The organism is Pseudoalteromonas sp. UG3-2, assembly GCF_037120705.1.
Classification (GTDB): domain Bacteria; phylum Pseudomonadota; class Gammaproteobacteria; order Enterobacterales; family Alteromonadaceae; genus Pseudoalteromonas.
Map to the genome: position 1 here is coordinate 44,936 of NZ_JAWLJU010000001.1, position 20,304 is coordinate 65,239.

Annotated in this window: 15 protein-coding genes; 9 read left to right on the forward strand and 6 right to left on the reverse strand. The window is 44.5% G+C overall.

All coding sequences use genetic code 11. From position 1 onward, the window contains the following. Window positions 1–156 precede the first annotated feature (156 nt). Together dnaJ and dnaK are read right to left on the reverse strand one after the other, a co-directional pair. The gene (gene dnaJ / locus R3P39_RS00215) at window positions 157–1,293 is read right to left on the reverse strand and encodes a molecular chaperone DnaJ (RefSeq protein ID WP_336565002.1); all 1,137 of its coding nucleotides are present in this window, start codon (window positions 1,291–1,293) and stop codon (window positions 157–159) included. Between the two features lie 218 nt (window positions 1,294–1,511). Beyond that, entirely contained in the window at window positions 1,512–3,437 is a 1,926-nt protein-coding gene (dnaK, locus tag R3P39_RS00220) for a molecular chaperone DnaK (RefSeq protein WP_336565003.1), read from the reverse strand. Window positions 3,438–3,680: 243 nt separating this feature from the next. On the opposite strand from dnaK, the gene R3P39_RS00225 reads away from it, so the two are divergent. The 4 genes from R3P39_RS00225 to R3P39_RS00240 are packed head-to-tail and all read left to right on the forward strand — an operon-like array spanning window position 3,681 to window position 7,974. Further along, the gene (locus R3P39_RS00225) at window positions 3,681–4,475 is read left to right on the forward strand and encodes a thioesterase family protein (RefSeq protein ID WP_336565004.1); all 795 of its coding nucleotides are present in this window, start codon (window positions 3,681–3,683) and stop codon (window positions 4,473–4,475) included. A 60-nt stretch (window positions 4,476–4,535) separates the two neighbouring features. Then, window positions 4,536–5,726 (forward strand): PqiA/YebS family transporter subunit, encoded by a 1,191-nt coding sequence (locus tag R3P39_RS00230; RefSeq protein WP_336565005.1) that lies wholly within the window; start codon window positions 4,536–4,538, stop codon window positions 5,724–5,726. Next, window positions 5,723–7,381, forward strand: a complete 1,659-nt coding sequence (pqiB, locus tag R3P39_RS00235) for an intermembrane transport protein PqiB (RefSeq protein ID WP_336565006.1) — start codon at window positions 5,723–5,725, stop codon at window positions 7,379–7,381. Before R3P39_RS00230 ends, pqiB begins: the two co-directional genes overlap by 4 nt. Continuing rightward, complete coding sequence (locus tag R3P39_RS00240) at window positions 7,378–7,974, forward strand: PqiC family protein (RefSeq protein WP_336565007.1); 597 nt, start codon at window positions 7,378–7,380, stop codon at window positions 7,972–7,974. The genes pqiB and R3P39_RS00240 overlap by 4 nt, the downstream gene beginning before the upstream one ends. Here the strand turns inward: R3P39_RS00240 and R3P39_RS00245 are convergent. Continuing rightward, complete coding sequence (locus tag R3P39_RS00245) at window positions 7,954–8,478, reverse strand: GNAT family N-acetyltransferase (protein ID WP_336565008.1); 525 nt, start codon at window positions 8,476–8,478, stop codon at window positions 7,954–7,956. The two genes, R3P39_RS00240 and R3P39_RS00245, sit on opposite strands and share 21 nt — an antisense overlap. Before the next feature lie 144 nt (window positions 8,479–8,622). Further along, window positions 8,623–11,508 carry an insulinase family protein gene (locus tag R3P39_RS00250; protein ID WP_336565009.1) on the reverse strand — a complete coding sequence of 962 codons (2,886 nt, stop codon included), beginning with the start codon at window positions 11,506–11,508 and terminating at the stop codon, window positions 8,623–8,625. A 109-nt stretch (window positions 11,509–11,617) separates the two neighbouring features. On the opposite strand from R3P39_RS00250, the gene R3P39_RS00255 reads away from it, so the two are divergent. The 3 genes from R3P39_RS00255 to ushA all read left to right on the forward strand — a co-directional run bounded on the left by R3P39_RS00255 (window position 11,618) and on the right by ushA (window position 13,992). Further along, the gene (locus tag R3P39_RS00255; protein ID WP_336565010.1) at window positions 11,618–12,040 is read left to right on the forward strand and encodes an MAPEG family protein; all 423 of its coding nucleotides are present in this window, start codon (window positions 11,618–11,620) and stop codon (window positions 12,038–12,040) included. Window positions 12,041–12,146: 106 nt separating this feature from the next. Then, a complete protein-coding gene (locus R3P39_RS00260) occupies window positions 12,147–12,338 on the forward strand; it encodes a hypothetical protein (protein ID WP_336565011.1) in 192 nt (63 codons plus the stop codon). Between the two features lie 64 nt (window positions 12,339–12,402). Then, window positions 12,403–13,992: a bifunctional UDP-sugar hydrolase/5'-nucleotidase UshA gene (gene ushA / locus R3P39_RS00265; RefSeq protein ID WP_336565012.1), complete on the forward strand. Its 1,590-nt coding sequence runs from the start codon at window positions 12,403–12,405 to the stop codon at window positions 13,990–13,992. Between the two features lie 39 nt (window positions 13,993–14,031). Here the strand turns inward: ushA and R3P39_RS00270 are convergent, their stop codons facing one another. Further along, entirely contained in the window at window positions 14,032–14,955 is a 924-nt protein-coding gene (locus R3P39_RS00270; protein ID WP_336565013.1) for a hypothetical protein, read from the reverse strand. After that, entirely contained in the window at window positions 14,945–15,805 is an 861-nt protein-coding gene (locus R3P39_RS00275) for a hypothetical protein (protein WP_336565014.1), read from the reverse strand. Before R3P39_RS00275 ends, R3P39_RS00270 begins: the two co-directional genes overlap by 11 nt. Before the next feature lie 254 nt (window positions 15,806–16,059). On the opposite strand from R3P39_RS00275, the gene R3P39_RS00280 reads away from it, so the two are divergent. Together R3P39_RS00280 and R3P39_RS00285 are read left to right on the forward strand one after the other, a co-directional pair. Next, complete coding sequence (locus R3P39_RS00280; protein WP_336565015.1) at window positions 16,060–16,923, forward strand: S1/P1 nuclease; 864 nt, start codon at window positions 16,060–16,062, stop codon at window positions 16,921–16,923. 25 nt (window positions 16,924–16,948) lie between these two features. After that, window positions 16,949–20,152, forward strand: coding sequence for a TonB-dependent receptor (locus R3P39_RS00285; protein ID WP_336565016.1), 3,204 nt, complete (start codon window positions 16,949–16,951; stop codon window positions 20,150–20,152). Window positions 20,153–20,304: the final 152 nt, after the last annotated feature.

Sequence of the window (20,304 nt, forward strand, 5' to 3'; positions counted from 1 at the left end):
TGAACACGGATGACGCGACCAGACCCCATAACCGCGTAACCAATGAAACGCTATGTTACTGCGGAGAAACACCCGAGCATATCTTAGTGGTGAATTAGTGGTGCAATAAAAAAGCCCGCACAGCTGTGCGGGCTTTTCATTTGCTTGTTAGCAAAATTACTTGGTGAGATCGTCAAAGAATTTCTTCACACCATCGAAAAAGCCTTGTGCTTTCGGACGGTTTTTACCGTTGTTATCGCCCATCGACTCTTCAAGCTCATGTAAAAGCTCTTTTTGACGTTCGTTAAGGTTAACCGGTGTTTCGATAACGATCTTACAAATTAAGTCGCCTACCGCGCCACTGCGCACTGACTTAACCCCTTTACCACGCATGCGGAACATTTTACCTGTCTGGCTCTCAGCTGGGATCTTCAATTTCGCACGGCCGTCTAAGGTCGGTACTTCAATCTCACCACCCAGTGCTGCGGTAGTGAAACTAATTGGCACCTCACAGTATAAATTGTTGCCATCGCGAACAAAAATGGGGTGCTCTTTCACCGCCACTTGCACGTACAAGTCACCGGCTGGGGCACCGTGCATTCCTGCTTCCCCTTCGCCCGATAGTCTTACTCGGTCTCCGGTATCCACACCCGCTGGGATCTTAACATTCAGTGTCTTAGTCTTTTCTACGCGGCCCTGACCATGACAGCTATTACAGGGATCGGAAATAACTTGGCCTGTGCCCTGACAGGTTGGACACGTTTGTTGTACTGCAAAAAAGCCTTGGCGCATTTGCACTTGGCCAGCACCATGACAGGTTGTACAGGTTTTAGGTTTCGAACCAGCTTTGGCACCACTGCCATCGCACGGCTCACAGCTAACCCAAGTGGGCACCTTGATGTCCACTTCTTTACCGCGTACTGCCTCTTCAAGACTTAGCTCAAGGTTATATCTTAAATCGGAACCGCGCTGTTGTCGCGATTGACGACGACCACCGCCGCCACCAAAGATATCACCGAATACGTCCCCAAAGATATCACCAAAGTCGCCGGCACCGCCAAATCCACCATGACCTGCACCACCACCTTGTTCGAAAGCTGCATGGCCGTATTGATCATACATCTGGCGTTTTTGACTATCAGTCAATATCTCGTAAGCTTCTTTTACTTCTTTAAATTTCGCTTCGAGATCGGCGTTACCAGCGGTACGGTCAGGGTGATACTTCATAGCAAGGCGTTTGTACGCCTTTTTAATGTCACGTTCACTGGCGTCTCTAGAAACACCTAATACTTCATAATAGTCAGGTTTAGACATTTTTATCACACTACTCTTTTATGGCAACGGTTGTTGCTACAAACTCTATCGCTTAAATCTGGGTAGCCACTGCAATACCAACTTACTTATTTATTCCCTCAAATAGAGCAAGTATTGATGCCGATTGCCATTACTATCCCGCGCAAAATAGAGTTTTTTATAAACACGTAGGGCGCGACAAGCCTTACAGCCAGCGCGCCCTCCTCAAAGACTCAAGCTTACTTCTTGTCGTCTTTCACTTCTTCGAATTCAGCATCCACTACGTCGTCGTCTTGCTTCGCTGATTCTTGCTGCGCGCCTGCGTCACCGCCTGCTTGTTGCGCTTGTGCTTTCGCTTGCGCAATTTCCATTAACTTTTGCGACTTCTCAGCAAGTGCTTGGGTCTTAGCATCGATGTCTTCTTTGCTGTCGCCTTTAATTGCTGTTTCAAGCTCGCTCAAAGCTGCTTCAATGGCAGTTTTGTCGTCAGCTGGTAAGTCATCACCGGCTTCCTCAATCTGCTTACGCGTTGCGTGAACTAGTGCATCCGCTTGGTTACGAGCGCCAACTAGCTCTTCAAACTTCTTGTCTTCTTCCGCGTTGGCTTCTGCATCACGTACCATTTTTTCCACTTCGTCGTCGCTTAGACCAGAAGAAGCTTGGATAGTGATCTTTTGCTCTTTACCCGTATCTTTATCTTTCGCCGATACGTGTAGGATACCATCAGCATCCACGTCGAACGTTACCTCGATTTGTGGCACACCACGCTGAGCTGGACGAATGCCTTCTAGGTTAAATTGACCTAGCGACTTGTTGTCTGCCGAACGCTTACGCTCACCCTGCAATACGTGGATAGTTACTGCAGACTGGTTGTCTTCTGCTGTTGAGAACGTTTGCGACTTCTTAGTAGGGATAGTCGTGTTTTTCTCAATCAGTGCCGTCATCACTTGACCCATGGTCTCGATACCAAGAGATAGCGGACATACGTCTAGTAGAAGAACGTCTTTTACGTCACCTGCAAGTACACCACCTTGAACTGCAGCACCTACTGCTACTGCTTCATCAGGGTTAACGTCTTTACGTGGCTCTTTACCAAAGAACTCAGCAACTGTTTTCTGTACTAGTGGCATACGTGTTTGACCACCGACAAGAATGATATCGTTAACGTCGTTCACAGACAGGTCTGAGTCAGCCAGTGCACGTTTTAGTGGTTCGATAGATTTTGACACTAGGTCTTCTACCAGTGACTCAAGCTTAGCGCGAGTCAGTTTAACGTTCATGTGCTTAGGACCTGTAGCGTCAGCAGTAACATAAGGTAGGTTTACCTCAGTTTGCTGTGCTGATGAAAGCTCGATTTTCGCTTTTTCAGCTGCTTCTTTAACACGCTGCATCGCCAGAGGATCTGTCTTCAGGTCAATGCCTTGGTCTTTCTTAAACTCTTCAACAAGGTAGTTGATAACGCGGTTATCGAAGTCCTCACCACCAAGGTGCGTATCACCATTGGTTGCCAATACTTCAAAGGTGTGCTCGCCTTCCACTTCATCGATTTCGATGATAGAGATATCGAACGTACCACCACCTAAGTCGTATACTGCGATAACGTTATCGCCTTTTTTCTTGTCCATGCCATAAGCAAGTGCTGCAGCCGTTGGTTCGTTGATGATACGTTTAACATCAAGACCAGCAATACGACCCGCGTCTTTCGTTGCTTGACGCTGTGAATCGTTGAAGTATGCAGGAACTGTGATTACCGCTTCTGTTACTTCTTCGCCAAGGTAATCCTCTGCCGTTTTCTTCATTTTCTTCAATACTTCAGCTGAAACCTGTGGTGCCGCTTTTTGCTCACCACGAACTTCAACCCAAGCGTCACCGTTGTCTGCTTTTACGATGCTAAATGGCATGATACCGATATCACGCTGCACTTCTTCATCTTCAAAGCGACGACCAATTAGACGCTTAATTGCGAAAAGTGTGTTTTTAGGGTTTGTAACAGCCTGGCGTTTTGCTGGCTGACCTACTAATGTCTCACCGTCATCTGTGTATGCAATAACAGAAGGAGTTGTGCGATCGCCTTCAGCGTTTTCAATTACGCGAGGCTTATCGCCGTCTAGTACCGCTAGACAAGAGTTAGTAGTACCTAAATCGATTCCAATAATTCTACCCATGAATCTTCTCCGACTTCAAAATTCGTTGTTCAGTTAGTTGCTTTGATAGATAGGGGCAGTGATTTGTAATTCAAGCGTCACAAGGAAAAAAATTTAAAAAAAATTGCATTTTTTTGCGTTTGGCCAGTTTTTCAACATAAAAGTATGGTGTTTTTGCTTGTTATTTGCCTTCTCAGAGCTTGATTACCTGGTTAGACCAGTTATTCTAACGGTCATTAATAAAGGAAATAAGAGAGCCTGACCATGACTTTTGATGACATTCTCAATAATAGCCAATTACAGCAACCCGAGTGCCAATTAACTTTTCCTGCTAATTGGTGCCAAGGCCGCACTGCTTTTGGTGGTTTATCTGCAGCCATTGCAGTGCAAAGCATGAAGCACCAGCTTAGTGAGCCACGTCGTTTGCTCTCTGTGAGTGTTAACTTTGTCGGGCCACTGTTACAGGACCAACCGTTCAGTGTAAACACCACAGTACTCAGAAGTGGTAAAAACGCCACTCAAATGCAAACGCAATTAATTCAGTCAGGGCAAGTCTGTGTCATTGCCCTAGGATGCTTTGGTAAAAACCGAGACTCTAGCATCATTGTCGATAATGACTTCACCTCCAGTTTAGATCCAGTCAACCCAAAAGCGATATTACCTTATCAAGAGGGAGTAATGCCGGCGTTTTTCCAACATGTCGCGCTCAACGCTCAACAAGGTGCAATGCCATTTTCAGGCGCCCCTTCTTCGCACTTAGGCGGCTGGATGCGTTTTAAAGAGCAAAGCTCAGCGGTCACAGAGCTGCACACTCTTGCACTTGCTGACGCTTGGCCACCGACTTTATTGCAAATGTGTAAGGCGCCAAGTCCTGCAAGCAGCATGTCGTGGTATATTGAGTTTTTATCGGAGATTAACCTTGAAAGCGATCAGTGGTTAGGTTTTGAAGCCATTACTCACCACAGCCAAAACGGTTATGGCATTGAAGACGCAAAAATAAGCTCCAGCTCAGGTCAACTGCTGGCATTAAGCAGGCAAACGGTGGCGGTATTCGACTAGTATTGCAAAAGCCAGTGGGATAACGCACACTTAAACCATAATAATCCACTGAGCTTGAATGTGATAACAGCCTGTCCCGAGTGCGACACTCTAGTCACCATAGACGATAGTAATGCTCATAAACGCGCCCTGTGTCCAACCTGTAGGCGCGTTTTACGTCATATTCCTGGTTATCAAAACCAGTGGGTACAGGCTTTTTCCATCGCCGCTTTACTGTTTTTATTTGCCAGCTTGTTCCCAACCTTTATTTCTTATAGTCAACACGGTTTAACTCAAGTGGTGAGTTTATGGCAAGCCACGGTATTACTCAGTGAACAGTACAGTTTCTTTCTTGCGGCTTTATTCGCGTTTGCTATTTTTGTTATGCCAGTGACCGTGTGCGTACTGTTATTGTTGGCCCATACCCCGATTTGGCAACGAATAAACGCGCACAACGCCCGTTACCTTGCCCGTTTTATTGCCGCACTCACACCACTCAACCTCACCGATATTTTCTTAGTTGCGGTACTGGTAAGTGCCTTTAAGTTAATGTCTTTTGCTGAATTAGAAATGGGGTTAGGGTTTTGGGCTTATATCCTCTTTGTATTTTGTTTTATCGAGGCCTTGTCACTGTTTGACCACGAACACCTTTGGCGTGAGCACACTGCTCAGCTCACACAAGACCCTAACTGGGTGGTTGAGGGCAACCATAAGCGCTGTAAGGTATGCGGCTTTGTCGGTCATGGTCAGCGCTGTGAACGTTGCTTTGCTAAACTCAAGCATCGCACAGAGCAATCATTACAACGCAGTTTAGCTTGGATGTTTACCAGTGTGGTGCTGCTGTTGCCAGCCAACATGCTGCCCATCATGGACACCATCAGTTTAGGCATGCACACCCCAGCCACCATATTTTCTGGCGTAGTGGTATTATGGCAAGACGGCTCCTATCCTGTCGCCTCACTGATTTTTTTAGCCAGCATTTGTATTCCAATAATCAAGGCAGTGCTATTAAGTTACCTCTTGCTGCGGGCAAAACGTCCGAAGAACCCATTAAAAGCGACTCGGGTGTATCGTTTATTGGAATACGTTGGTCGCTGGTCGATGATAGATGTGTTTGTGGTTATCTTGCTGGTTTCTCTGGTGCAGCTGGGCACTGTGTTGAATGTTGAGCCTGAAATTGGCATTGTATTTTTCACTATGATGGTACTGTGCCAAATTGCGGCAGTGAATAGTTTTGATCCGCGCCTTTTATGGGATAAAAAGAAACAATGAGTGTTGATGCGAAAATAGAAGACAAACCTAAGTTTTCCGTGATTTGGATAGTGCCAATTATTGCCCTATTGATCACCGGCTGGATGCTTTACCAACATCATATTAATAAAGGCCATATCATTTTTGTGAAAATGAACGACGCCGACGGCATCATTGCCGGAAAAACCGAGGTAAGGGTGAAAAGCGTTAAGGTGGGCTTGGTTGAATCACTGCAATTAGAATTACAACAAAACGCCGTGGTGGCCAAAGTGCGAATTTTGCAACCTTATGGCGAGCTTTTAGCTGAAGACTCTACGCTTTGGGTGGTTAAACCGAGAATTGATGAGTCAGGTATATCTGGCATGAACACTTTATTGTCGGGTGTGTATATCGAACTGTCTCCCGGTGAATCCTCATCCCGCTCGAGTATGTTTACTTTAATGGATGAACCGGCATTGATCAGCTCTGAAGTAGAAGGTAAACGTTATCAATTGGTGGCAACTGATGCCGAAGTACTGGATGTCGGCTCCAGTGTGTTTTTTAGAAATTACAAAGTCGGCCAGGTGGAGTCTGCGCATTTTAACGCCGATAGCCTAAAGATGGATTATGGTATTTTTATTTACTCACCTTACGATCAGCTTATTACCAATAACGCAATTTTTTGGGTGAGTTCTGGCGTCGACTTTAAGCTCTCAACCGATGGCGTTGAAGTGTCTACAGGCTCACTGTCGAAGATGCTAAAAGGTGGGATTTCTGTCGACTACCCGCCAACTATGCCCAGTGGCAAAGTAGCGCAAGAGGAAAAGCGCTTTTCGTTACATAAAAACTATGCCATGGCACTGGAGCGACGCTTTGATGAGTTTGATTACTATCTTATAGAGTTTGAGCAATCAATCAGAGGGTTAAAAGCGGGGGCCCCCATTGAGTATCGCGGCATGCGCGTCGGCACCATCGAGCAAGTGCCAGCCACCGGCATATCAGATGATAGACCCTTGTACTTTCAACAAGACAATACCGCTGTACCTGTTTTAGTTAAAATTGAATACGGTCGCATCTATGAAGATGCCGCAATCGCCGCTAATTATTGGTCAGACAACATAGACAAATGGATTGAAAATGGTCTTAGGGCATCCCTAAAAAGTGGTAATTTGTTAACAGGTGCGGTATATATAGAGTTAGACTTTTACCCAAATGCAGAACCTGTTAAACTCGCTCAAACCTCGGCATACCCCATATTGCCTAGTGTTCAGAGTGGTATCACAGTACTTTCTGAGCAAGTCACAAATTTACTCAATAAGTTAAATGGGTTACCTCTCGAAACAACTGTTAAGGAGCTAGAGGGTACCTTAAAGCAACACAGGCTATTAGCAATGGAAATGAATCAGCTCGTAGAAGCACTTAACGACAATAATATTACGGAAAAAGTAGACAACAATTTAGTTAGCCTAGAGTCCACCCTGACCCAACTCACCTCGAGTTTAAAGCAATTTGAGCAAACCATGACTCAATACCAAAAAGGCTCTGGGGTGATGGATCAATTGAGCGATACCTTAGAAGAGTTAGAAAGCTTATCTAACCGCCTTAAGCCCATTTCAAAAGGTCTCAATGAACAGCCGAATATGCTAATCTTTAATAAAGAAGATGAAGCCGATCCACTGCCTAGGAAGAATAAATGAGGCTGGTATTTTTTGCCCTTGTCACCACCTTAATCCTCACAGGGTGTTTTACTCACCCAAAACAACCTGTGAGTTACTATCAGTTTGATTCAGTGGTGCAGCAACAAAAAACCGATAAACTTGATAAACAAACGATCTTATTGGTTGATAAGGTGCAGCTTAACGAGCTGTACGATCAGCAAGCACTGATCCAAGTACAAGCCAATAATCAAGTCAACATTGCCAACTTCCATTTTTGGGCACAACCTCCCAGCGAAATGTTAACTTGGCAATTGATCGACGCCCTCAATCAGCAGCCACAGCTGGTGGCTCTTAATAGCACTAAGTACTACCGTGACAATCAACCCCACTATCGCCTTGCAATTGAATTAAATGAGTTCGCCGGACACCACGCAAAAGGCGCAATAATGACAGGCAGCTGGTACCTATATTACTTCGACCAAGGTCGCTATCAATTGCATCAGCTGAATAATTTCAGCTTTACAACACCACTGCAGGCAGATGGTTTCAGTGCTCTAGTTAGCGCTCACCAGAACAACTTTGCACAGTTGCAGCAACAGCTTAAAAGAGCATTAAAGCGCCAGTACGAATAACTGTACCGGCTTTAAATGGGCGTCAATAATAAGCTCCCCTACCCGACTAAAGCCTAGCCGGCTCAATAAGTTAATGCTGGGTTTATTGCTGTTTAAAGTGATAGCTGACAGTTGCGACACTTCATTTTGTGTTTTTAAAAACTCAATTAACAGGGCCGCCGACTGATACGCTAGACCACGGCCAGTGTAGTCATCTAAAAATGCATAGCCGATATCTGGGCAGGTTAAAAATGGCCGTTGATATAAACCACAAATACCAATGGCTTGATTAGTCCCTTGCTCAACCACCACAAAGGGCGCCACAGCGCCAATTTGATATGGGATCAAAAACGACTGCTCAATATGGCTCTGAGCATCTTCTATGGTACGGATCCCTTTATCGCGAATATTGTTAATAAAGCTGGTTTGATTCAACAGCTGCAAAATAAAAACGGCGTCTTCAAGGTTAGCGCGCCTAAGTGCAATCTGGGAATTTTCGATTAGCGTTGTATTGTGCTGCTGCATCCGTAAACCACTGTGTTAAAGAAGAAATAGAATACAATCATAGCCCTAGAGTGACCACAAACCAAATTAAACAGGCCGAACATGAATGACATGCTCGGCCTGTAACTCGTCACGCTATGGCGCTCATTGCGTTAGTTTGCACCATTAATCCTGCAACGATACCGTCTCACTGAGCTGCTTAACGGACTCAAGCTTGGTTTGACCTTTAAGGTCAGCAAACGGTTGCGACTGAAACTTTTCACCGCGTAACTGCACATTAAGCCGTGCAGCGTCCGGGTTAAGCACGGTTTGCTGATAATAGTCTTTAATATCTTGCAAGGTCACGGCTCTGACAGCTGCTGTGAGCTTGGCTTTTGAGTCAAAATCCATGTTTTCCTTAAACCAGTCATTTACCAACGGCTGCGATTCTTCTGCGAGATTTTTTGGCTCCTCTGTTAACGACACTAATGCGGCATTTTTCAGTTGAGCAAAGGTTGCCTCATCCAGCTCAGCCAGCTCTTCGGCATACTCTAATTTAAATGCGTCAAAACGCTGTTGCATGCTTTTTGAGTCTTTTACTGGCGTTTGAATGTAAAAGCCCATAGCTGAGTAATCATCAATTGCCACACTGGTGGCTCCAACAGCATAAGCCAGCTGCTCTTGCGTTCTCAGTGTTTCAAACGCTGCGGTTCTTAAATGACCTTGAAGTACCATGGCTGCCGCTTTTGCGGCGTAGCCCTTGTCTGGATGAACAGCAAAATCAATGACCGCAACGTCGGCAACATCAATGTCTTGTTGCCATACCAACGTTTGCTCGGCTTCAGGTTGCCAATATTTTGCCCGAGCATAGTCCGTCACGTGTTGACGCTCTGGTAACGCTTGGTTCAGGGTTTGATGTACTTGCTCAAGTGCCGCTTGGTCGTAGTTGCCATAAGCAAATATTCTTACTTGGTTGTTACGTAATACTTGCTTTTGCACTTGTTTAAATTCATCGATAGTCAGAGACTGTGCCGTTGCAATCAATGTCTCGTCGTCAAAGTTACCAGAGCTTATCAGCTTGCGATAAACGTTAAACGCTTGTCTAAATGGAAACTCTTTGCGCTGGTTTTGAATGCCACGAACATAGCGATCGATGGCCTGTGCAAAGCTGCGCTCATCACTGTCCACGGCAATATTATTAAGAGCTTGCTGCAGTAGCTCAGGTTGTTTATCGGTAAACCCGGATACATTCATCACCAAGCCATTAGCCGCGGTAACGTTCAGTCCCATTCCTGCTACCCCAGCTTCGGTCATCAGCTTGGCTTTTTCGATGCGGTACAAGTCTGACCAAATAGACAAAGCCACTTGGGTTTTAACGTCACTCAAGGCTTGAGGGTTGTTAATGTAGAGCTTAAGGTTGCCCTTTGGCTGTTGATAAAAACGCTCACTGGCGGCATGCCAAATTTGCACACCGGCTTGGTCAATCACTTTTTGCACCCCTTTTTGGGCGTCTTCTGCAGAAGTTTTTATGGCAAATTGCTCTGGCAGCAAGGTATTAACACTGGGTAAGGCCAAAGCAAATTGCGACTGACTTTGCCATTTTTCAATGGTGTCTGTGTCTAAATCAACCACTTTGTACTCGCCGTCATAAAAGTGCAGCTTAGCATCCACAGGCTCATCTTTGCTGACATACCACACGCGCAGATGCTCAGGAGTTAGCTGTGATAACACCGCATTGACGGCGTCAGCATCGAAATCAGCATAATGGTAGCTGGCATTGATGGCATGATTTACGGGGTAATGTTGCATGGCATCAGCAAGGTTACTGACATAACCAAATTCATCGCCTTTTTCTAAGAATCGAAACTGATTATTCAACGACGTTTTAATTTCGTCGAAGTAGCGCTTATCAATACCGTCCTGTTTAATCATATCTATGTAATTGAGCACGGTACCGGTGATCAACTCACGATTTTCCATGCCATCATCGGTGAGCTGGATGTCTACCTGCAAGGTGCCATAGTTACCATAATGGTTCGGTGTGGCATAAGCTGTAAGAGACGAAATTAAGCCTTGCTCTTTAAGAACTTGAGCCGGACTGCCGGCCATTTCATTGCTGAGTAGATAGGTAACGAAGTAGTTTGGTTTAACCGCAAACTGCGCGGCATTATTGGCAATGGTAAAATCCAGCTTTAGGGTTTTTACGTCTTCATTAGGCTTATAGTGAACCAGCTTTTGGCCAACCTTTTCAATGTCTAAGCGCTTTTCAACACTGGGCTTGGCAATGTTTTTATTTTCAATCGAGCTAAAATGACGTTTTGCCTTTTCAGCCATAGTATTCAGCGGCTCATTGGAGATCATCGCCACTTTCATAATATTAGATGAGTAATATTTTTCGTAAAATGCCACCGTTTCAGCGTGTAGCTTACTATCGGGTTTATCGCCCAAGGTTTCTAAGTTACCAATCAAAAAGCGATTTGCTGGGTGGTCACCCATCATATTTCGCGCTAATTTAAACTGACCAAAAAAGTCCATTTCGCGGCGCATCGACCACTCGGCATTGACGGCGTTTTTTTCTTTTTCGGTGTATTCAGGATACAGCTTGGGTGATTTAAAGAAGTCAGAAAAGCGGTCTAATGCTTCATCGTAGGCATCATTATTGACCTTAAACATATAATTGGTGATATCAAGCCACGTGTAGGCATTGTGGGCGCCACCATTTTTGGTCATAAACTCAGAATAGCCTTTGTTATCTGGGTATTTTTCGGTACCAAGAAAAAGCATATGTTCTAAATAGTGTGCCATCCCCTGCTGTGACATTGGATCATGCAACAACCCCACTCCAACGCTTAAGGCTGCAGCAGATTTAGAGACACTTGGGTCAGAGACCAAAATAACATCAATACCATTTTCGAGTTTTAAAGTTTGGTATTGTCTGTCGTCGCTGGGACTCACGACTAACTCATTTGCCAAAAATTGCGACTCCACGGCTGGTGCCTGAAGCTGGCCAGTTGAGCTACATCCTGACATAACAGCCACTGCCAAGGTGCTAATTACAAATAGCTTTTTCATAAAAATTCCACTTTGTTATATTACAAAACAAGACTATCATCGTCATTACTGCTTTTTTTTTCAATCACAAACGAAGTTGTTTTGTAACACTTCGTAAATTAGGAACAGTATGACAACATCAATCTATTTATTACTCGCTGCGCTGTTTTTACAAACCATGCTCACCTTTACGGTGATGGTGATTATGGGCCGGCGCCGCTTCGCAGCCGCTCGGAACAAACAAATCCAAATGGCGCAATTTAATACTATGCAACTGGATGATGCGCCAGAGCCGGTTATCTTAGCCTCGCGCAATTTTGTCAATCAATTTGAGATCCCAGTATTGTTTTTTGTGGTGTCACTGGCTGCACTGACACTAAACCTAGTGAGCTTGGCCTTTAGCATCATTGCCTTATTATTTGTATTTAGTCGTATCGCGCATACTATTGTTCATATTGGCAACAATCATTTACGCACTCGCTTTCGCCTATATTTAGTGGGCTGTGCCTTAGTCATGCTGCAGTGGCTAGCACTTATCTTTACACTTATATAACCTGAAATTATATAATCACTGCTGCTTTTAACTAATTGGTCTTTAAAGTTGCCACCAGTTTGCTAGCATGCTGGGCGTTGAATAAAAGAACAACAGGGGCAACAAGATGAAACATAACAAGATGATCTGTGATTTTGGCTTGCACGCTGGAGAAGCATACACCGATTTACCTGCCAGCTTTTTGAACTGGATGGTAGAAACAGGTCACGAAAAGTGTGACATTGCCAAACTAGAACTAGAAAGAAGAACCATGGCGGTGGTAGAGCACGCAAAAAAACTCCATGATTTTGAGTGCTAGCTCTATAAAAAAACAATAAATGTTTTAAACTATGCGCATAATTTGCTTATTTGCAGTAACGATTATGCGCAATTTCCTTATTACTTCCTCGCTGCTAGTACTGAGTGCTTGCCAGCTCGCTCCTTCGGCTCCAGAGCCTGAAACAGATTACTTAACCATATTACACACCAATGATAATCATGGCCGCTTTTGGCGCAATGAAAAGGGTGAATATGGTATGGCCGCTCGTAAAACACTTATTGACCAATTAAGAGCTCAGGCCAAAGCACAAGGCCATGCCGTGATCCTGCTCTCTGGTGGCGACATCAATACCGGTATTCCAGAGTCGGATTTACAGTTTGCTGAGCCAGATTTCAAAGGCATGCGCCGCTTAGGCTACGATGCTATGGCCATTGGTAATCATGAATTTGATAACCCCAGAGCGATTTTAGATAAACAGATCGCTTGGGCTCAATTTCCTGTTTTATCTGCTAACATCATCGACCAACAAAGCGCACAACCGGCGTATGAACCCTACACCATTATTGAGCGTCAAGGCTTGACCATTGCTGTACTGGGGTTAACCACCGTGGATACGGTGAAGATTGCTAACCCTAAGCACGTAAAAGGGCTCGAGTTTATTTCACCACTAAGCGCTACCAAGCAGTGGATACCAAAAATTAAACAACAATACAGCCCAGACATCACCATCGCTGTGACACACATGGGCCATTATCATGACGCTCAACATGGTATTAACGCAGCAGGTGATGTCACCCTAGCACGCCAACTGTCTCCTGGCACACTCGACCTAATTGTAGGCGGCCATTCGCAAGAGCCAGTGTGTGTAGATAAAAATGGTAACGCCGATAGCAATTTCGCTCCTGGTAAAGACTGCCATCCAGATCAACAAAATGGCGTATGGATAATGCAGGCCCATGAATGGGGTAAATATGTTGGCAAGGCCGTGTTTAAACTATCAGGTGACAGCAAAGAGCTTGTCAGTTATGAGTTATTGCCTGTTAACCTAAAAAACAAACAAGGCCAAACCTATACCCAGGCCATTGCTGAAGACCCTGAGATGCTGGCTTTTTTACAGCCATATCAAGATAAAGGCCAAGCACAAATTGCCGGAGCTGTAGGTTACGTTGATAGCTTCCTCGATGGTCGTCGCAGCACGGTCAGGTTTCAGCAAAGTAATCTAGCTGACTTAATCATTAATGCCCAAATGGCCACCGTTAATGCCGACTTCGGTATTATTAGTGGAGGCGGCATTAGAGACAGTATTCAGGCAGGCGATGTCAGCTATAAGGATGTACTTAAGGTGCACCCATTTAGAAACCGCATTACGTATGTTGATTTTAGTGGTAAAGAGTTACTTGATTACCTGAACGTTGTTAGCGCATTTCCGCCCGACTCTGGCGCTTATATGCAATATCACCACTTGAGCTTTGAGCGCCGTGGTGATCAGATCAGCGCAGTGAAAATCGCCGGTGAGCCACTGGACTTAAACAAAACCTATCGCATGAGCATCAACAGTTATAACGCCGCCGGAGGTGATGGTTACCCAAAACTGAATCATTTGCCAGGCTATACCGCCACCGACTTTACTGATGCCCAAGCGTTAAAAGATTACTTACAACAGCACAGCCCCATCAAAGCGGTGGACCTTTAACCGTGCAGCTGAGGTGGTTAATCAGCTGCCTCAGCTTATCTATTTACCAATAATTTCGATGTCTGATTTTTTCACGTTATTTAAGCCATAGCTATGTAACTTAGAACGTGACCCTTCACCATGAGCCTTCGGCGGGTAGTAACGGGCTTTTTGCTCGGGAAAGGGAGCCAACACCTCATCCAATGCGGCACGGATTTCACTCAAGGTTTTTTCTAGACTATTAGTAAAGTCTGGCCGCTTGCGAATAGTGTGACCCAGCTCAATCAAGCGGTAAAAGTATTTATTAGCAATCTCTATAAGCTCTTCAGGCATGTCTTTATTTTGATTTAACACCACCTCAGGGTGATGTTCACAAAACTCTACTATCGCCAAGTAAAAGCATAATGGTTTGTTGGCAAGTTGCACTTGGCGGCTTTTATCGTGATTATTGGTGACGACTTTATTAAATAAGTCTACCACCAGTTGAAACTCTGGCGCCGTTGCCGCGCTTTTTTGTGCACGCTTGGCTGCGACGTAAGTTTTTCTATCAAACCAACGATAAGCGAAAAACACTAATAGCGCGAGCACAAGTGGGAAAATAAAGGTGCTTAGAGCCAGCTGCCTGTCGGCAGTAACCGTAATGTAGTAATCCTTATAAGGTCCGGAAAGCCTTAACTGCTGCTCTTTTGAGTTAGCGCTTTTTGTGGCACTAATATTGTTAACCGTTAGGCGCGACCCTTGCTTTGTAAGCTCATCATTCAGCGCGATTATGTATGTATTTAGCTGTGCCTCATTGCCGGCATAATTAAATAGCGGATCGGCGATGGCTAAGCGCCGCAAGTCAATCGCTACTCGCAGCGAAATGGATTGTTCTGTTTGGGCTATGGCTTTATCAATATTGCTACTTTGTGCTAAGTAAAACACGCTTAAAAAGCATGTAAGGAGCAGCGTAAAAAACACGCCTTGTTGTACTTTATAGCTCACTGTTTGCTCCTTTAAAGCCATAAGGCAAGGTTTGGCATTGCCAATAGCGCTCAGCATGTTCGAAATAACTCGAGGTGCGTTGATGCGCCAGGTCACTGAATACTTGTTGCAATGCACAGGCTAAATCAACATTTTGATCTGACATTTTTAAATACCACTTACTACCCACTACATTACTGGCAATAGGCGTGATGTAGTTCTTTGAAAAACGCTGCTCATCTAAGTCTGACCAATATGTTGAAATGATGTCGACCTTGCCTTGAGCTAATTGATCGCGTAACACCCGATGCGAGCTAAAGTATTTAATATCTAGAGCATCGATATCTAAATCGAGGGATTTAAAAACACTTTTGGGTAGAATATGCCCTGAGCGGCTGGTTGGGTAGTCGACCAAGCCGATGCGCTTATCTAAAAAATAAGCCTTATTTAGCTGTGGCTTTTCCGTATTAGAGATAAAAAAGGCTGAATAACTGGGGTAACCTAGCACCGGCATAAAGTTTTGTGTCGACTCAGCCATCAATGCTGACATGATGTTTTCTTTACTCAAGATGACATCCGCAATCCCTTTCGACAAAAACTCTATTTGCTCTGCCAATTGGCTGCCCCAAAACACCGTTACAGCGCCATACTGCCTTGCCACCACGGGGTCATGACAAATGGGCGATAACACTGACATCGCAATACTTCGTACCGGCACATGAACTTTTAAGGTATTAACATTGTCAACAGCAGTGGTCTCACAACGCTGTGAATACTCCAACACAGGCTCTAATGTAATTGTTTTGTGTTGGGTGAGCTTATTTGCCAGCATCCAACATAATAAACTACCTAAAATAAGCAGTATCGCCATGCTGAGCCATCGGGTGGAAATGTTATTCACTTTCAATTCAGTCTTATCCTATTTGCCGCAACACCCATAATAACAAAAAAGCTTACTTATTGTAACTAGTAAACTTACTTAAAACTTTTAAATATATGATTTTTATACTTTATTAATAAGAAATTATGAATCCTGTTAAGTCCTTTTATTTTCCGCAAAAATGCGGACAATTGGCCTCACTTTTAGCGGGCAGTTACGCCACTGACTTTAAAAAAGAGAACATCATGTTTCGTAAAAGTTTCGTCCTAGCATTCACTGCAGGTGTTATGTTGAGCACTCAGGTTCATGCCTGGGGACAAAATGGTCACCGAATTGTGGGTGAGTTAGCTGAGGCACATTTAACAGCTACCACCAAGCAAGCCATTAAACCGCTCCTAGAAGGTGATTCCTTAGCAGAGGTTTCTACTTGGGCCGATGAAATGCGTTCTAATCCCAGTGAGTTTTGGCGCAGAAAGTCTTCTAAGTGGCATTATATTAACATTAAAAACCCCGCTAAAATGCACGAGCATGTTCACCATGGCATTAGTAGCAAAGAGCAAGTTAAAAACATTCTTGATGGCATTTATTACGCTATCAACACCTTGCAATCAGCGAAAACCTCTATCGATGAAAAACGTTTTGCGTTTCGCTTTTTAGTTCACTTAGTAGGTGACAGCCATCAACCATTTCATGCTGGACGCAGTGAAGACCGCGGCGGCAACCGCATCAAGGTTTCATTTTTTGGCAATGACACCAACCTACACAGCACTTGGGATACTAAGTTAGTCGAAAACGAAAACTTGTCTTTTACTGAATTTACTCGCTTTATTCAAACTGATAACAGCGAAGTGATCGCCGACTACCTAGACAGCGCACCGGCGGATTGGTTACTTGAATCAAACGCCATCGCTGAACAAATTTACCAAGCCAATGAAACAGACATTAGCTATGGCTACATCTATAAACATATGCCAACGGTTAAGTTTCGCTTGCAACAAGGCGGGATCCGCTTAGCAGGCCTTTTAAATCAACTGTTTGATGCTAATGCTGAGCCTTTGGTTTCGGCATTAAAAAAGCAACAAAATAAATCAACTACGTCTTTAAAATAACCATTAATACACGGGAAACAACACAATGAAAAACGTTCGCTTGAGCCAAGTCGCAGGAGCACTCGCCCTAGCACTTGGTGTATCGGTTAGTGCTTTTGCTGCTGATACATCCTCTGCACTACGCGGTAAGATCACTAATCCAAATGGTGAAGCTGCGGCAAATGTAAAAGTAACGGTACTTCATGAGCCAACTGGTACGGTTAGCACATTCACAACCAATGAATCAGGTGCTTTCATTGCTAAAGGCTTACGCGTTGGTGGTCCTTATCGAGTACTGCTTGATTCTGACAAATACACCGATACTAGCGTCGAAAACATCTACTTAGAGCTAGGTGAGACGCGTCGCATGACGTCACAGCTAGAGCCGTTACAAATGGAAAAAATCCAAGTAACTGGTTACAAAATTGTACAACAAGCTGGCGGCTCAAGCAGTGTATTTGGCGAAGATGCCATTGCTAATACACCAAGTTTCAATAACGATATTAAAGACATTGCCCGTCTTAACCCATTAGCCAGCATTAACGGCAACGGCGAGCTAACCATTGCCGGTGGTAACCCAAGAACCAACAGCCTAACTGTTGATGGCATCGGCCAAAACGATGACTTTGGTCTAAACTACGGCGGTTACCCAACAGAGCAACCACCTGTTGCACTTGACGCTATCGAACAGATTTCAGTTGACGCATCGCCTTTCTCAGCAGCCAAGGGTAACTTTGGCGGCGGTACGATTAATGCCGTAACTAAGTCGGGCTCAAATGAGTTTACTTTCACAGGTTTCTACGAATTTTCTAATCCAGACCTAGCCGGTGAAACTGAGTCTATTTCTCAGGTTTACGCTGACGGACGCCCGGCATTGGATGAAGACGGCCACCGTACCTTTGAAACCACCAAAGCAGATCCAATCCAGTCTGAAAAGCGTTTTGGTATCAGCACCGGTGGTGCCATCATCGAAGACGAGTTGTTCTTCTTTGTAAACTACAATAGCTGGGCTAAAGAGCTGGACATGGATTATGGCTTTGAAGGCTCAGGGGCGGTACATGAGTACAACACCACAGAAGCAAACTATAACGAGTTCTTGTCTATCTTAAACAGTGAGTATGGCTTCACTGATAGCCTAGGTGGCGACCCAGAAGATACTAACGACAGTTTACTAGTAAAACTAAGCTGGAACATCAACGAAGCGCATCGTGCTGATTTCACTTATCAGTGGCAAGACGACCAAGACGAGCGTAACTTCGGTACTGGTGGTGATACCGTTTCACTTGCGTCAGGCCGTTATATTTACGAAACGTCATTCAATAACTTTGCAGCCAAGTTCTACTCTGATTGGAGCGATGACCTATCAACAGAAATTGGTATCGCCTACAAAGACGTATCAAGCGATAGCAAAACCTTCTCTGATATTGGTTCAGTAAAAGTTGAAGAGTATTATCGCGGCCCAGCTTATCAGTTTGGTACTGACGAGTTCCGTCATAAAAACAGATCAGAAACAGAAAACCTAACCCTTACTTTCGATGGTACGTATTTCTACGGTGACCACGAAATTAACTTTGGTGCACAGTTCGAAAGCTTAAGACTGTACAACCTGTTTGCAGCTAACTCACTGGGTTCGTGGGAATTCGATAGCCTAGAAGGTTTCGAGAATCGCGAAGTAGGTAATTACGATGGTGAATACGACTTCTCATATCGCAATGCCTATACCAACGATCCTAATGACACAGCCTACGATGCCAGAAGAAATCAGTTAGCACTGTACATTGAAGATACGTTCTACCCAATGGACGACTTAGAGCTCACTGCCGGTGTACGTTATGAGCGTTTGTCGTCTGACGATAAGCCAACCCTTAACGAAAACTTCCTAAACACCTATGGTTTCTCTAACCAAGAGAACCTAGATGGCCTTGATATCATCTTGCCACGTGTGGGCTTTAAGTATTACGCCACTGAGGCATTAACGGTTAAAGGTGGTGTTGGTCGCTTCCAAGGTGGTATTCCAAACGTTTGGTATAACAACCCGTACCAAAACGACGGCATTACCTATGTAGCCGCAAGCAGCGATGTCATTGCAGCGTACTACTCTGAAAACCAAGCAGATATTACTGCGGTTCCAGATGCAATTAAAAACTCGCTAACGCAAGGCGCAGGTAGCACAAACTACACCGATCCTAACTTCGAACTGCCTTCAAGCATTCGTGCCCAAGTTGGCTTTGAGTATGATTTTGACTCAGCGTTACTTGGTGATGGCTTTAAGTGGACGGCTGAGCTTGCTTACCACAAAAAAGAAAATGAAGCGGTATGGCACAACACCGCCCTTACACCAGTGGGTAAGTCAGCAGATGGTCGTATCATCTATGACAGCATCTACGAAGGAGAACTTCGCGATAACTTTGACATCATGATGACCAACAGCGACGAAAATGGCCGCTCTGTTATTTTCTCTACGGCATTAGCCAAAGAGTTTGATAATGGTCTATATGCATCTGTAAGTTACGCGCACCAAGACGTAACAGAAGTTGCACCTGGTTCATCTTCACGTGCACAAAGTAACTATAAGCATGCCATCGTACAAAGCCGTAACGTGGATATGGTTGGCCGTGGTTACTACGAAGTTGAGCACAGCTTAAAAATTAACTTACGTTATGAAACGCAGTTCTTTGATGGCTATGACACTCAGTTCAACGTCTTCTTCGAGCGTCGTTCTGGTCGTCCATTCAGCTACTCAATGGGCTTCTACAAAGATAGCGCCTTCGGTGACACTAAAGATTTCTGGAGTAACTCAGCATACCTAGCGTATATCCCTACCGGTGCGGATGATCCGAACGTAAACTGGGGTGAGTCAGGTTTGCAATGGAATGAGCTAGAGGCACTACTTAATCGTGCCGGCATCTCTGAACGAGGCACCATTTTAGACCGCAACACAGGAACACAACCTTGGGTCACTACTATGGACTTCAGCTTTAAGCAAGAGATCCCTGGCTTTGTTGACGGCCACAAAGGTCAGTTCTACTTTATGGTAGAAAACTTTGCCAACTTACTAAATAGCGATTGGGGTGTTGAGAAACGTATGGGTTACTCAGACCAAGGTTTATATGACTTTGGTGGCTTAGACGAGGAAGGTCGTCTAATCTTAGAAAACCGCCACAAGGGCGCAGACGTTCGCAACTATAATCAAATCGTTGCAGGTTCATCAGGCTGGCAAGCTAAGCTTGGTATCCGTTATACATTCTAATATCTAACACGTAATTAGATAATCTCCCAAAGGCCAACTTATGTTGGCCTTTTTTGATTTACACTGATCCTAACCTACTACATTTTGCTTACTTATTCCCACATGGTTCCCTTAGTTTGTAACTCCCCTTTTAAATAATATATAGCATAACA